12 protein-coding genes are annotated in these 14,525 nt (G+C 68.7%); all 12 read right to left on the bottom strand.

Annotation, left to right across the window (positions count from 1 at the left end; genetic code table 11):
• Window positions 1–48: 48 nt before the first annotated feature.
• Genes AC36XV_RS05640 through AC36XV_RS05585 form a run of 12 tightly spaced genes read right to left on the bottom strand, consistent with a single transcriptional unit; the run spans window position 49 to window position 14,473 of the window.
• Window positions 49–1,401, bottom strand: a complete 1,353-nt coding sequence (locus AC36XV_RS05640; RefSeq protein ID WP_492202704.1) for a M23 family metallopeptidase — start codon at window positions 1,399–1,401, stop codon at window positions 49–51.
• Between the two features lie 39 nt (window positions 1,402–1,440).
• Window positions 1,441–2,694: a cell division protein FtsZ gene (ftsZ, locus tag AC36XV_RS05635; protein WP_492202703.1), complete on the bottom strand. Its 1,254-nt coding sequence runs from the start codon at window positions 2,692–2,694 to the stop codon at window positions 1,441–1,443.
• Window positions 2,673–3,899, bottom strand: a complete 1,227-nt coding sequence (ftsA, locus tag AC36XV_RS05630; RefSeq protein WP_492202702.1) for a cell division protein FtsA — start codon at window positions 3,897–3,899, stop codon at window positions 2,673–2,675. The genes ftsZ and ftsA overlap by 22 nt, the downstream gene beginning before the upstream one ends.
• Window positions 3,896–4,630, bottom strand: a complete 735-nt coding sequence (locus AC36XV_RS05625) for a cell division protein FtsQ/DivIB (protein ID WP_492202701.1) — start codon at window positions 4,628–4,630, stop codon at window positions 3,896–3,898. The genes ftsA and AC36XV_RS05625 overlap by 4 nt, the downstream gene beginning before the upstream one ends.
• Entirely contained in the window at window positions 4,627–5,520 is an 894-nt protein-coding gene (murB, locus tag AC36XV_RS05620) for a UDP-N-acetylmuramate dehydrogenase (RefSeq protein ID WP_492202700.1), read from the bottom strand. The genes AC36XV_RS05625 and murB overlap by 4 nt, the downstream gene beginning before the upstream one ends.
• Window positions 5,507–6,898, bottom strand: a complete 1,392-nt coding sequence (gene murC, locus AC36XV_RS05615) for a UDP-N-acetylmuramate--L-alanine ligase (protein WP_492202699.1) — start codon at window positions 6,896–6,898, stop codon at window positions 5,507–5,509. The genes murB and murC overlap by 14 nt, the downstream gene beginning before the upstream one ends.
• Window positions 6,891–8,003, bottom strand: a complete 1,113-nt coding sequence (locus AC36XV_RS05610) for a UDP-N-acetylglucosamine--N-acetylmuramyl-(pentapeptide) pyrophosphoryl-undecaprenol N-acetylglucosamine transferase (protein ID WP_492202698.1) — start codon at window positions 8,001–8,003, stop codon at window positions 6,891–6,893. Before AC36XV_RS05610 ends, murC begins: the two co-directional genes overlap by 8 nt.
• Window positions 8,004–8,006: 3 nt before the next feature.
• Window positions 8,007–9,155 carry a putative lipid II flippase FtsW gene (gene ftsW / locus AC36XV_RS05605; RefSeq protein WP_492202697.1) on the bottom strand — a complete coding sequence of 383 codons (1,149 nt, stop codon included), beginning with the start codon at window positions 9,153–9,155 and terminating at the stop codon, window positions 8,007–8,009.
• Entirely contained in the window at window positions 9,152–10,552 is a 1,401-nt protein-coding gene (gene murD / locus AC36XV_RS05600; protein ID WP_492202696.1) for a UDP-N-acetylmuramoyl-L-alanine--D-glutamate ligase, read from the bottom strand. Before murD ends, ftsW begins: the two co-directional genes overlap by 4 nt.
• Entirely contained in the window at window positions 10,549–11,655 is a 1,107-nt protein-coding gene (gene mraY, locus AC36XV_RS05595; RefSeq protein ID WP_492202695.1) for a phospho-N-acetylmuramoyl-pentapeptide-transferase, read from the bottom strand. The genes murD and mraY overlap by 4 nt, the downstream gene beginning before the upstream one ends.
• Window positions 11,655–13,013 carry a UDP-N-acetylmuramoyl-tripeptide--D-alanyl-D-alanine ligase gene (locus AC36XV_RS05590; RefSeq protein WP_492202694.1) on the bottom strand — a complete coding sequence of 453 codons (1,359 nt, stop codon included), beginning with the start codon at window positions 13,011–13,013 and terminating at the stop codon, window positions 11,655–11,657. Before AC36XV_RS05590 ends, mraY begins: the two co-directional genes overlap by 1 nt.
• Window positions 13,010–14,473, bottom strand: a complete 1,464-nt coding sequence (locus AC36XV_RS05585) for a UDP-N-acetylmuramoyl-L-alanyl-D-glutamate--2,6-diaminopimelate ligase (protein ID WP_492202693.1) — start codon at window positions 14,471–14,473, stop codon at window positions 13,010–13,012. The genes AC36XV_RS05590 and AC36XV_RS05585 overlap by 4 nt, the downstream gene beginning before the upstream one ends.
• Window positions 14,474–14,525: the final 52 nt, after the last annotated feature.

Raw genomic sequence — 14,525 nt, 5'->3', positions numbered from 1 at the left:
GCGAGTCGGCAACGGCGGGGGAGGCGCAGGTACCGCCGCTCGGAGAGGTCAGTCGGCGGCGACGGGCCCCACCAGGTCGGGAGTCGGAGTCGGAAGCGGAACCCCCCCGAGGACATCCAGCGCCGCGTCGCGATTCCGCTCGAAGGCGTCCCTGTACTGTTCCTCGAGCGCCGGGGCGGACGGCAGGTTCATGGTCGATGGGTTCCGGTGCGTGCCGTTCTGTAGAAACTCGTAGTGCAGGTGGGGCCCGGTGGCGAGGCCCGTCGATCCGACGCGGCCGATCACCTGGCCCTGGTCGACCCTGGCGCCCACGCGGATCCCGGCCGCGATGGAGCTCAGGTGGGCGTACCTCGTGTGGATTCCGCGCGTGTGTCGAATCTCGACCATTCGGCCGAAGTTCCCCCACGTTCCGGCGCGCGTGACGGTCCCTGAAGCGGTGGCCTTCACCGGCGTCCCGTGGGGGGCCCCGTAGTCGGTCCCGCGGTGCGCGCGATACTGCTTCAGGACCGGGTGAAACCTGCGGTTCGAGAAGCCGCTGGTGATCCGGTAGGGAACCGGATAACGCAGGAAGACGCCCTTCAGGGCCTCCCCATCCACGTCGAAGTACTCTCGGTGGCCTCCGGGTCTGGTGAACGGAAGAGCCGACAGGACCTTTCCCTGGTTCCGCAGCTCGATCGCCAGGAATCGGCGGGTCCGGACCGAGCCGTCCGGCCTCACCTCGCGCTCGATGGCCACCCGAAACGCGTCGCCGCGCCGGATGTCGCGGGTGAAATCCACCTTCCAGGCGAACACGTCGGCCAGATCGTACACGTACTCCTGGAATTCGCCTTCAGCCAGCCGGTCCACTTCCCCGAACAGCCGGGCGAACCACAGGCTGGACTCGATGAGCCCCCCCAGAACGAGGGTATCGACCTGCACGGGCACGGTCCGCACATCGCCGACCCACTCTGCCCCGGTCGAGGCCAGAGCCAGCAGTGAGTCAGGATTCAGCTGCAGAAGCACCTGATCTGCCTCGCCATCCGGTGGACCGGTGAGCCGCATGACCACGCCGGGCCTGAACGACCGCGGGCTCTTGAAGTCCCGAACCACCTGTATGAGCTCGTGGATACGAGAGGCGGACAGGCCGTGATCCCCGAGCACTTCTGCCAGCGTCTCCCCGGTCCGCAGGGTGTCGTACACGCTCTCGGGAGGAGGTGGAGCGGGAACGTACACCGTGCGAACGACCTGCCCGTCCGGTCCGGCCGGAGATCGGAGCATGAACCACAGTCCGGAGCCGGCGAGCAGCAGGAGCGCCGAGGCGACCGCGATCGGAACCGGAACGCGGAAACGCGTTCCCGGCGGCAGCCCCTTCGGGTCGCCCCGTCCCAGTTCCGGCGGAGGTCTCGTCCTGGCGAAACGCAATGGCCTTCTTCCTTGTGAAAAGCCGAAAAACCGGTGAAATCAGTCCATCTGTCGCCGGATGAACGTCGGGATCTCGAGGTCTTCCACGTGCGACCGGCCCGTGAACGCGCTCCCGATCTCGGGAAGGGGTCGGGCGATCGGCCTCGGATCGCCTCCGATCACGGACACGAGCCGCGGTCGTACGATCGGCTCGCTCTCGACGGGGACGACCTTCAGAGCCGGTGCGGGCTCGTCTTCGACCTGCTCGCCGAACCCCGTGGCGATCACCGTGACACGGAGCTTCCCTTCGAGGTTCGGGTCATGCACGGCACCGAAGATCATCTCGGCCTCGTCTCCCGCCGCCTCCTGCACGATCGAGTTTACCGTCGTCACCTCATCGATGGCCAGATCCATGCCACCCGAGATGTTGACGAGCACTCCCGTCGCGCCGTTTATCGATACACTGTCGAGCAGAGGCGAGCAAATGGCCTGCTGCGCCGCTTCGACCGCCCGGTCGTCCCCGGTCGCCTCTCCCGTACCCATGAGGGCTGCGCCGCGGTTCGACATGACCGTTCGCACGTCCGCGAAGTCGACGTTGACTTCACCGGTCACACTGATCAGGTCCGAGATGCCCTGGGTCGCGTGGAGGAGCACCTCGTCCGCCTTCTTCAGGGCGGCCCGGAACGTCGTGCCCTTCCCCACCACCGACAGCAGCTTTTCGTTCGGCACGACGATCATCGTGTCGACCGACCTGCGCAGGTCTCGCAGGCCCATCTCGGCGTGACGCATGCGCTTCTTGCCTTCGAAGTTGAACGGACGGGTGACGATCGCGATGACCAGCGCTCCCATCTCGCTGGCGATCTGCCCGACCCGCGGGGCAGCCCCGGTACCCGTCCCACCTCCCATCCCGGCCGTGACGAAGACCAGGTCCGCTCCTTCCAGGGCCTTGCGAACTTCCTCCTCGTTCTCGGCCACGGCCTGACGACCGACCTCGGGCCGGGCCCCTGCGCCCAGGCCACGCGTCAGCTTGCGGCCGATCTGAAGGCTGAGGTGCGCAGAGCAGTTCTTGAGGGCCTGCGCGTCCGTGTTGATGGCGACGAACTCGACTCCGTCGAGGTTCTCGTCGATCATCCGGTTGACGGCGTTTCCACCGGCCCCTCCGACGCCCACCACCTTCATGCGTGCGTTGCGCGTCGTCTCGTGCTCGAACTCGAATACCATCTGTCCCTCCCGACTCGTTTGAAGGTCCATCTTCGCTCCGATCTCCAGTCCTGCTCCATCGAGCTCGCGATTCAGAAGAAATCGCGCAGCCAATCCGCCATTCGCGTCAGAGTCCGCTTCGCCAATCCGCCTCCGGTCTCCGCGACCCGCATCCGGCCGTACAGGGCGAGCCCGGTGGCCGCGGAGAGCCCCGGGTCCCTTGTCGCCTCCACGACACCCTCGAGTCCTGAGCCGGGCAGGCCCATCGACACCGGCATGTTGAAGACGCTCTGGGCCAGCTCGACGATGCCTGCCAGCTTCGCTCCTCCACCCGTCAGCACCACGCCGCCCGGCAGGGACCCGAGAAGCTCCTTTTCTTCGAGCGCCTCGTACACGAGCCCGAACATCTCGTCGAGGCGCTGCTCGATGATGTGCGCCAGGAGCTCGCGGGATACCTCGCGGGTGCGTCCGGGCGTCGGACCCGCGATCTCGAGCTTCTCATCCTCGGCAATCATCCGGGTCGTGGCGGAGCCCTGGCTCCTCTTCAGCTCCTCGGCATCCCCGGGCGGAATCCCGAGTCCCTTCACGATGTCGCTGGTCACCGTCGCTCCCCCCCACGGGAGCGTGGCCACCAGGTGAAGTCGGCCGTGGCTGTAGACCAGCATTTCGGTGGCCGCATGGCCGATCTCGAGCAGGACGACCCCCGCCTGCCGCACCTCGTCCGAAAGCACCGACAGGCTCGTCGCGAGGGGTGAGAACACCAGCTCTTCCACCCGGTATCCGGCCCGGTCGATGGCCTTGCGCAAGTTCTGGCAGGCCGGCGAGCCGGCCGTGACCACGCAGACCTCGGATTCGAGCCGAACGGCCTCCATACCGCGGGGATCCTGGATCCCGGCCTGGCCGTCGACCGCGTAGTCCTGCGCGATCGCGTGGAGCAACTCCCGATCCGGGGGGATGACGATGGCCCGAGCAACCTCGTGGACCCGATCGACGTCCCGCTGGTCGATCTCCTCCCGCGTCACCGCCACCACTCCCGACGAGGCTCCGACTTCGATGTGGTCCCCCGTAATTCCGGCGTACACCGGACCGGCCTCGAGGCCGGCCATGTCCTCCGCTGCTCGCAGGGCCTCGCGGATCGATTCGGTCGCGGCCTCGATGTGCGTCACGTTTCGGTTCCGCACGCCCTCGGTATGTGCGGTGCCGATCCCGAGGATCCGGACCGGATCTCCGGCCGAGGCCAGGCCGCCGGTTTCCACGAGCACCGCGGAGGTCGTCGCGGACCCGACACTGAGGCCGGCGAGGCACCGGGGCGCGATCATGCCTTCCCCCTGAGCTCGACCACCACCTGGTCACGGAAACGGGCGTCGACGGAAGTGACCCGACCACGCTCCGAGCACGCACGGATCGCGTCCTCGGCTCGCAGAAAGGCGAGCTCCGCGTCATCGAGAGGAAGGAGGAGACGCTCCACGTGACTGCCCCGCAGCAGTCGAAGCTCGACGGCATCGCCCGTTGTCTGATGGACTTCGGATACCTGGTGCACGAAGTCGGGGCTCAGTCGGTCCAGCCGATCGATGACCGCCAGCGCACGACGCGAGTCTTCGTCGGCCACCCGTCCGCCCTCCACGCTCGCCCCCAGCAGAATCGGCAGATCGAGCGCATGCTGGCTCGGGTCGATCGGCAGCAGATCGCCGCGTCCGTCCACCGGCTCGAGAGCCGGTGCCGAAACGAGGGCCACCGGCCTCACCTCGCGAAGCTCGAGCCGAAGACGGCTGAATCCCTGCCTGCGAACGCGGGCGTCCTCGATCAGCGGGTGGCTCTCGAGACGCGCCTCCGCCTCGGAGTGATCATCCCAGATCGAGGTCCCGGGGGGAATCGCCGCCAGTGCACGCGCCTCCTCCTCATCTACGAAGCGAGCGCCGGTCACGTCGATGCCTGCCGCGTCAAAGGCGGGAATCGTTCGAAACACGGCCGGGCCCCAGACGGGGCTGCCCGCGCCGATGAGGGTGGCGGCCGCGAGAGCGAGCACTCGGCGACGCGTCGTGCGGCTCACTCGGCGCCCCCCACGGAAGCCAGCTCGGCTTCGTCGAATCCCCACAGGCAGATTTCGGGTTGTAGCCAGATCCCCGTGTCCTCGTGGACGCGACGGCGGGTCTCGGACATGAGCCAGAGGACGTCCGCGGCCGACGCGCCTCCGGTATTGGCGATGAAGTTGGCGTGACGCTCCGTGATCCGGGCTCCGCCTCGAACCGCACCGCGCATTCCGGCGCGGTCCACGAGCTCCCAGGCCGACCCGTGCGGTGGGCCCGGGTTCTTCCAGATCGACCCGCACGAAGGGAGCTCGTACACCTGGGTGGCGACCTTACGCTTGCGCCGATCGGCGTGCGTGGCCTGGATCCGGGCCGGATCGCCCGGCGGGGCCGCGAAGCGGGCCGCCACGAACACCCAGGCCTCCGGCAAGTTGACCGCCCGATAGGTGGGAGCCACCTCCTCCGGAGTGAGGCGCACCTGCTCCCCGGACGGGGTCATGGCATCGGCCCAATGGACCCGATCCCACAGCCCCGTCTCGGTCGAGCCCGCGTTCATCCGCAGCCCGCCGCCCACCGAACCGGGGACGGCCTCGAGGAAGTCCCAACCGGCCCGACCCTCGCGCCGCGCATCGCCGACCAGAGACGGAAGCCCCGCCGCAGCTCCCGTCTCGATCGAGTCATCGGCCACCTCGAGGTGATCGAACTCGCCGGCCAGGGTCAGCACGGGCTCCGCCGTCCCACGATCCGCCACGAGCACGTTGGCGCCCCACCCGAGCACCCGGTATCCGGATTCCTCGCAGCTGCGCAGGGCGGACCGCAGCTCGCCGATCGTCGAGATCCGCGCGAGCCGCGGGGTCGGTCCCCCGATCCCGTACCGGGTGAGCGAAGAGAGCGGCACGTCAGGCTCCCACACCGTTCGCCTCCCTCTCCTGCACCACCTCGTGCGCGAGCCGCGTCACGTCGCCCGCCCCCATGAACACGACGACCGCGTCGGGGGTCAGCTCTTCGATCCACTCGACGACGTCTTCGGGTCGGATCGGCTGCACCCGATCGTCAGCGTCCGTCACCAGGGCGGACGTCACGCCCGGTATCGGCGCCTCCCGAGCGGGGTAGATCGGCAGCACTCGCGCGATGTCCGCCCCGGAGAGGGCGGCGGCGAAGTCGGGGCCCAGCCGCCGGGTGCGGCTGTACAGGTGAGGCTGGAACACCACGGCCACGGGGCGCCCCGGCCACGCTCGCCGCACCGCCTCGATGGAGACCCGGACCTCGGTGGGATAGTGCGCGTAGTCGTCGACGATCAGTCGCCCGTCGCGCTCGCCGAGCCTCTGCAGACGCCGGTTCACGCCCGTGAAGTCGGCCAGGGACTCGGCGAGGGCAGGCACCGGGGCTCCCAGTCGAAGTCCGACGGCGAGGGCTGCTCCCGCGTTCTGCGCATTGTGATCTCCGGGGGCACCCAGACGGAAATCAAACGACCCGTCCGCGCTCTCGAGGCGGCAGGTCTGACTCGTTCCTTCGCGGCCGAGCACACGGACCCGATAGTCCGCCCCGGCAGCCAGGCCATAGGTGGATACGGAATCGATCCCTCGCACCACCTCCTCCACCCCCGGGCCCTCGGCGCAGGCGAAGACCCCGTCGCGCCCGGCCGCGCGCAGGGCGAATTCGCGGAACGAGTCACGCAGGTGCTGCAGCCCGTCGTAGCACTCCAGGTGCTCGGGCTCGACCGAGGTGATCACGGCCAGACTGGGGTCGAGCTCGAGAAAAGATCGGTCGTATTCGTCGGCTTCCACGATCGCCACTCCGGAACCGATGCGGGCGTTTCCGCCCCACGCATCCACTCTTCCGCCCACGAGAACGGTGGGATCGAGATCCGCCGCCACGGTCACCTGCGCGGTCATGGCGGTCACCGTCGTCTTGCCGTGCGTCCCGGAAATCCCGATGAGTCGTCGTTCGTTGAGCAGTGCCCCCATGGCGCGGGCTCGCTTCAGCCGGGGAACGCCCGCCGCCGAAGCGGCCGCGAGGATCGGATGGTCGGCGGGGGCCGCCGAGGTGTACACGACCAGGTCCGCTCGCCCGACGGTCTCCAGGTCGCCCTCGCTCACGAGGTGGATTCCGTGGCGTGCGAGGTCACGGGACTCGGGCGTCGGGTGCGCGTCCGACCCGGTGACCCGGTAGCCCTCGGCCGACAGCAGAACGGCGAGGCCGCTCATCCCGGCGCCCGCGATGCCGAGCAGATAGACCGTCGCTCCCGGCGGGGGAAGCAGTGGACGCGAGGGTGGACGAACGTCAACCATCCGCGCATTCCTCGGAGCGACCCGCCAGCGCAAGCATCCGGGCCACGATGCGATCGGACGCATCGGGACGGCCTCGCCGCAGCGAAGCGGCGGCCATGGCGGACAGCTTCGTCGAATCGGCAAGCAGCTCCATGGCGCTTCTCAACAACTCAGGACCGGACACGGAATCCTCCTCGCGCATGAGTGCGGCACCCGCTTCTCGCATGGCCAACGCATTGAACCTCTGGTGATCCCCTGCGGCCGTCGGAAGCGGCACGAGAATGGAAGGCACCCCCGCCGCAGCCAGCTCGGCGCACGTCATGGCGCCGGACCGGCAGATGGCCAGCGAGGCTCGACCCAGTTGCGCCCCGAGCGAGGCGATGAACGGCGTGAGCCGGATGCGGGATGCCCAGCGGCCGTCCGCGATGCGCTCCCTCACGGTCTCGTAGTGCGCGGGACCCGTAACCCAGACGAGGGACACGTCCTCCGGCCACTCGCTCGTCTCCGCCAGCCCCACCGCCATGAGCTCGTTGAGGGCGCGTGCCCCCTGACTTCCGCCGAAGACGAGCAGTGTGCGTCCGGCCGGCCAGTCGAAACCGTGGGCCGGGGAACCGAGCTCCACCGGATTGCCGAACTCGAAGACCTCGGTCGTCCGACCGGGCCGGATCCGGGGACGCGCCTCGGGCAGGCCGAGGTGGATCTGGTCGACCCGGGACGCGAGGGCCCTCGTGACGAGGCCCGGCATGGCGTTCTGTTCCTGGATGGCGGTCGGGACGCCGCGAGCCACCGCCCAGGCGACCGCCGGTCCCGACGCGTAGCCGCCGGTGCCCACGACCAGGTGGGGGCGAAGGTCCGAGAAGGCCCTCTGAAGCCCCCCGAGAACGGCGGGCAAACGGTAAATGTGCCTCCAGTTCCGCCACGGGCGCGTCCGGTACACCGGCTCGAGGGGAAGCAGCCGATGGGGCCAACCGGACCCCGGAAGCACCTCGGCTTCCACGCCACGCCGGGCTCCGATCAGCAGCAGCTCCGCGTCCGGCTCCGCCCGGCGGAAGGCCGAGGCCAGGTTCATGGCCGGAACGAGGTGTCCGCCCGTCCCGCCTCCGGAAAGGAGGATGCGATACGCCACGGGTCAGATCCGACCTCCTTTCGAGACATTGAGCAGGATGCCGGTCGCGCCCAGCATCAGGATGAGGTTCGTTCCGCCCGCGGAGATGAACGGGAGATTGATGCCCGTCGTCGGCATGAGTCCGAGAGCCACGGCGATGTGGCCGAAGGCCGCGAAGGCTACCAGAGAGGTGATTCCGACCGCCACCAGCCGCCCGAACAGGTCCGGGGCCGCCCGGGCGATCCGCAGTCCGATGAGCCCCCAGGCGAGAAACAGGAGGATGACGAGGGCCGCCCCGATGAAGCCCCACTCCTCCGCGATGATCGAGAAGATGAAGTCGTTCTGTGGCTCCGGCAGATAGGACATCTTCAGGCTGCTTCGACCGAAACCCACTCCGAAGAGGCCACCCGACCCGACGGCCATGAGGGACTGCTTCAGCTGGTAGCCGCCCGCGGCCGCCGTCGAGTCCGGATTGAGAAAGGCCGTGACCCGGGCGGCCCGGTATCCGGCCCCGACGATCTGCATCCAGAGCACCGGCAGCGCCGCCAGCCCGAGAATCGCGAAGTGCCCGAACCGGGCCCCGGCGGCGAACAGGACCGCCGCCGCCACCGAGCCGATCATCAGGGTGGCGGAGAAGTGAGGCTCGAGGAGCACGAGGAGGCACACGGGGCCGAGCACCACCAGGAACGGGAGCAGGCCGTACCGAAAGCTGTGCAACCGGTCCTGCTTCTTGACCGCGACGGCCGCGGTCCACAACACGACGGCGATCTTGGCGAATTCCGACGGCTGCACCGTCACCCCGAGATCCAGCCAGCGTCGTGCACCGTTGATTCGCGGAGCGATCGATTCGGTTCCCGGGAGGACCATCGGAATCAGCAGAAGAACCGTCAGGCCGAGCACGGGCCAGGCCATTCTCCGGTACAGGCGATACGGGACGAAGCTCGCCACCGCGAGCATCACGAGCCCGATTCCGGCGCGGACCGCCTGCTGGAACAGGAAGTGACCATCCTCCAGACCTTCGACCTGAGCCACGTACGAGCTGGCGCTGTACACCGAGAGAAGACCGAAGGCGACCAGCGCCAGAGTCACGACGAACAGTGCGCGGCCCGCCAGGGACGGTCGCGAGCTCGCCGGGCGCATGGGCAGCAGGCCGGAAATCCGCTGGACGCTCACCGGTCCACGTCCTCTGCCGGGAGGGCCCGGAAAGCGGCCTCGAAGGCCCGACCGCGCTCCTGGTAGTTGGGGAACATGTCGTAGCTGCTGCAGGCGGGAGACAGGAGCACGACGTCTCCCGGCCGGGCGAGTGAGGCGGCGGTGCGAACGGCGGCCTCGATTCCGCTTTCCACGACGAGCGCCTCCACGGTGCCATCGAGGTCCGAGACGATGCGGGGCGCGGCTTCCCCGTAGGCCACGATGGCGCGCGCCGAATCGCGGAGGCTGGCGGCCAGGGTGGAGTACGGTTCGCCCTTGTGCCTTCCACCGAGGATCACGATCAACGGACGATCGAAGGACCCGAGCGCCACCGAAGCCGCCGAGACGTTCGTGGCCTTCGAGTCGTTGACCCACACGACGCCGTTTCGCTCCCCGATCGGCTGCAGCCGGTGCGCGAGCGGCTCGAAGGTCGAGAGCCCGGCGGAGATCGCATCCGGGCCGACGCCGGCGAGCGCGCTGGCCAGGCCGGCGGCGAGGGCGTTCGACACGTTGTGCGGCCCGAGGAGACGGAGATCGGAGGCCGGCATCCACTCGGCCTCCTCGTCGATTCGGCACCGGAGCCTCCCGGCGGCGTCGAGCCAGGCACCGAACTCCACCGGTCCTCCGGTCGAGAAGAGAAGACGACGGCCCGGTACGCCCCGGGCCAGCTCGAGCGCGGTCGGATCGTCGGCGTTCAGTACCCAGATCGAGTCGTCCGAGGCGCCCTCGAAGAGCCGCCGTTTGTCGGCGTAGTAGCTGTCGACGTTCGGATACCGGTCGAGATGATCGGGCGAGAGGTTGAGCAGCACTCCGATGTCCGGTCGGATGCTCTCCTGGTCGCCGAGCTGGAAGCTGGACAGCTCCAGCGCCACCCAGTCCGGCTGCGGCGACTGCAGGACGATTCGAGAGAGGGGAAGGCCGATGTTGCCGGCCGCCGCCGCGGTCAGACCTCCGGCCTTCATCAGATGCGCCGTCAGAGCGGTCGTGGTCGTCTTGCCGTTCGTCCCCGTGATGGCCACCACGCGGCTCTCGAGATCACGCCAGCCGAGCTCGACCTCCGCGATGGTCCGAATCCCCGCATCGCGAATCCTTCTCCGGATCTCGGAGGCCGGTCCGATCCCCGGGCTGACCACGACGACGTCCGCGTCGAGAATCCGGTCGATGTCGTGGCCTCCCGCTTCGGCGTCGATTCCGGCTGCCTGCAGCCGAACGGCCGCAGCCGAAGGGCCGGCCGCGCTCGAGACGTCGCTGGCGTACACGAGTCCGCCCCGGGCCGAGGCCAGGGTGGCGGCAGCTTCGCCCGACACGCCGAGGCCGAGAACCGCGACCTTCGATCCCGGCGTGAACGCCGGCTCGCGAACCCCGTCGATCCGCCTCATCGGACCTTCATGGTCGCCAGACCGGCGAGGGCGAAGATGATCGCCAGGATGTAGAAGCGGATGACCACACGGGTCTCGGGCCAGCCGAGCTGCTCGAAGTGATGATGCAACGGCGCCATTCGGAACACGCGGCGGCCCGTGCCGGTCCTCAGGCGCGTGTACTTGAAGAACGTGGTCTGGGTCATCACAGAGAGAACCTCGAGCACGAACATCCCACCGATGATGAAGAGCAAGAGCTCGGACTTGAGAAGCACCGCCACGGTGCCGATCGCGCCGCCCAGCGCGAGCGACCCCGTGTCTCCCATGAAGACGAGCGCCGGAGGTGCATTGAACCAGAGAAAGCCAATGGCCGATCCGGCCACCGCCACGGAGAACACCGTGAGCTCCCCCGCGCCGGGCAGGTACGGAAGCCCGAGGTAGAACGAAGTGTCCACGCGACCCATCACGTACGCGAACACGGCAAAGGCCAGCGCCGCGATGGCGCTGAGCCCCGCCGCCAGGCCGTCGAGGCCGTCCGTCAGATTCACGGCGTTCGCGCTTCCCGCGACCACGAGGGCCACGAACAGGGGAAACACGAGAGGAACGAAGACCAGGTGCACGTTCTTGAAGAACGGAACCAGGCGATGCGTGACCTCGTGGCCGGAGAGGGGGAGCAGGAGCAGCGTGAGCCCGAGCGCCACGCCGGCCACCATCTGCCACAGGAGCTTCTGACGGGCGATGAGGCCCCGCGACTCGTGGCGGACGACCTTCAGATAGTCGTCCCAGAACCCGATCGCGCCCATGACGAGGGTCACGATGACCGCGATGCTGACGTAGGGATCGAAGACCCGGGCCCACAGCGACGTGGATACGAGGATCGAGACGAGCATGATGACTCCCCCCATCGTCGGGGTGCCCGCCTTCTTCCGGTGCGATTTCGGCCCCTCGGCCCGGATCACCTGCCCGACGCGGCCCGTCTCGAGCCGTCGGATCACGGTCGGCCCGACGAGGAACGACACCAGCAGCGCGGTGACCATGGCGCCGGCCGCACGGAACGAGATGTACTGGAAGACGTTGAAGATGATGTGGCGATCCGCCAGCGGGAACAGGAGCTCGTACAGCATCAGCGATCTCCCCCCGTCAGCGCGTCCACGACTCCCTCGAGCCTCACCCCGCGCGAAGCCTTCACGAGGAGGACCTCGCTTCCTTCGAGTTGGCCTTCGAGCCGGTCCGCCGCCTCCGCCACGGTGTCGGGATAGAGCACCGTCGTCCCCTCCGGCGTGCCCACCCGCCGGAAGGCTTCCTGGAAGGATCCGATCGCCAGGATGACCGAAAACCCGGCGTCCAGCATCGCCCTGGCGACCTCTGCGTGCGCTTCGGCCTCGGCTGAGCCGAGCTCGAGCATGGTTCCGACGACGGCGGCCAGGGGTCGTCCGGGGAACGCCGTGGCGCAGTAGTCGATCGCCGCCGCAAAAGATTCGGGGTTGGCGTTGTAGCAGTCCGCCACGACGGTCAGGGCTCCGACCTGGAGGAGGGCGCTCCGATGCCCGACCGGACGATAGTCGGCAAGTCCCCTCGCCGCCGCTGCCGGATCCAGGCCGAGACGTACGGCGACGGCAGCGGCGATCAGGCCATCGCGAAGATGGTGCTCTCCGCCCGCAGGAATGCGGTAGTCGACTCCCGCCACCGTGAACTCCGAGGACTCCGCTCCGACCGACCAGCGATCCGGTCGGAACTCGCACTCCGCGCCGAGGCCGGCGGCCCAGGTGTCCGGCCGAAGTTCACGGGCCCTAGCCGGAAGCTCTGCCGGAAGCTCGCCCACCACGGCGTTTCCGTCCTCCGATGCACCGCGGAGCAGGTCCAGCTTCTCCTCGAGGACTCCAGCGAGGCTGCCGAGCCCCTCGAGATGTGCCGGACCCACGGTCGTGATGACCGCGTCATCCGGCTCGGCGATCTCGGCCAGGGTTCGAATCTCGCCCGGCTCGCTGGTTCCGATCTCGAGGACCCACAGTTCCTCCTCCGGTTCGGCCTCGAGGATGGAGAGAGGCAGTCCGATACGGTTGTTGAAGTTCCCCCGCGTCCCGTAGACCCGACGCTCGGATCGCAGCGCGCAGACGAGCATCTCCTTCACCGTCGTCTTGCCCGAGGAGCCGGTCACCCCCACCACACGAGCACCGCTGCGGCGCCGGTGAAAGCGGGCCAGCTGGCCCAGCGCCCGAACGGTGTCGGGAACGCGGAACATCGGGAGGCTCGAGCCCTCGTCCGTGAAGGATGAGGAGACGACGGCCCCGGCGGCGCCTCGCCGCTCGGCCTGCTCGACGAACTCGTGTCCGTCGAACCGCTCACCCTCGAGGGCCACGAAGAGGGCGCCGGGCTCGAGACGGCGTGTGTCGGTGGAGACGGAGCCAAACTCGACCACTCCGCCCGGAGCGTCGAGTTGGAGCGCGGAGGCAACCTCCACGGCCGTGAAGCGGGCGGTCATGGCGCCCTCCCCCGGTCGGTACGCGCCGCCACGATCGCCGCCTCGTCGAACGGAATGCGCTCACCGCCCACGTCCTGGTACGTCTCGTGTCCCTTTCCGGCGAGCAGGATCACATCGTCCGGTCGGGCGATGTCGAGCACGTATTCGATGGCTTCTTCACGGTCCAGAACGACCCGGTAGGAATCGGCAGGCATGTCACGGGCGATGTCACGACAGATGTCCCCCGGGTCCTCCGACCTCGGGTTGTCCGTGGTGAGCACCGCGAGATCGGTGAGGCGAGCGGCGATCGACCCCATCACCGGTCTCTTGGCTCGATCCCGATCTCCGCCGCAGCCGAAGACCACGTAGAGCTTCCCCGACGTCAGGGAGGAGAGCGTTCCGAGGACCCGCTCGTACGCGTCCGGCGTGTGCATGTAGTCCCGAATCACCAGCGCCGGCCGCTCGGCGAGCCTCTCCATCCGGCCAGGCACCTGGGGAGCCGTGGTCAGCCTCTCGGCCGCCTCGGCGGAGTCGAGACCGAGGCTGCACGCAGCCGCGGCAGCGGCCAGAGCGTTGTGCACGTTGAATTCCCCCAACAGGGGAAGGCGAACGTCCCCGTGTCCCCATGGAGTCTCCAGACGCCACTCGCTACCGCCCGCCGTGTGCCGGACCCCGGAGGCTCGAACCTCGGCGCCGGACGCGAGCCCGTACCGAAGCACAGGACGGCCCGAGAAGTCGTGGTCGGACCAGGCCGGGTCATCCGCATTCACGGCGCATACGCCGTCGGGAGCCACCTGCTCGGCGAGGCGCAGTTTTGCGTCCCGGTATTCGGAGAGGTTCGGGTGATAGTCGAGGTGCTCGTGCGTGAGGTTCGTGAATACCGCCGCATCGAAGCTCAGACCGGCCACCCGGCGCTGATCCAGAGCATGGGAGGACACTTCCATGGCGACGAACCGGGTATCGTCCGCGACCAGCTCCCGGAGCGTCTCCATCAGGTCCTGCGGATCCGGCGTGGTGAGCCGTCCGGGGTGCCGCTCCCCGGAACGATCGAACCACCCGAGGGTGCCGACGGCCGCGGCCGGGGCGACGCCCGCGAGAAGATGCCTCAGAATGAGAGCGGTGGTCGTCTTTCCGTTCGTGCCGGTGATTCCGACGAGCGACAGTCGGGACGCGGGATCACCGCTCACCAGCGCGGCGAGATGAACGACGGCCGCACGAGAGTCCCGGACCACCAGCTGCGGCAGATCGACCTCGACCCGTGGCCTTTCGACAAGGGCCGCGGCCGCTCCCGCAGCCGCGGCCCGTGCGACGAACTCGTGCCCGTCGAACGCGGTGCCGCCGAGGGCGCAGAAGAGGACACCGGGCCGCACCTCCCGCGAGTCGGTGACGAAGCCCGAGAACTCGGCGGGCGGATCCCCTTCCCACCGGGGGTCGAGCCCTCGGATCCGCAGTCGGTCCTCCAGGTCCTGTCTCTGTATCACGCCCGGTTTCGTTTCTCGTTTCCAGCCGTTCTTCGTGTCGGCTACGGAGGCC

This window comes from Candidatus Benthicola sp., from assembly GCF_058719085.1.
The sequence above is the reverse complement of the archived record's forward strand: the minus strand, read 5'-3'. Positions and strand labels throughout refer to the sequence as shown.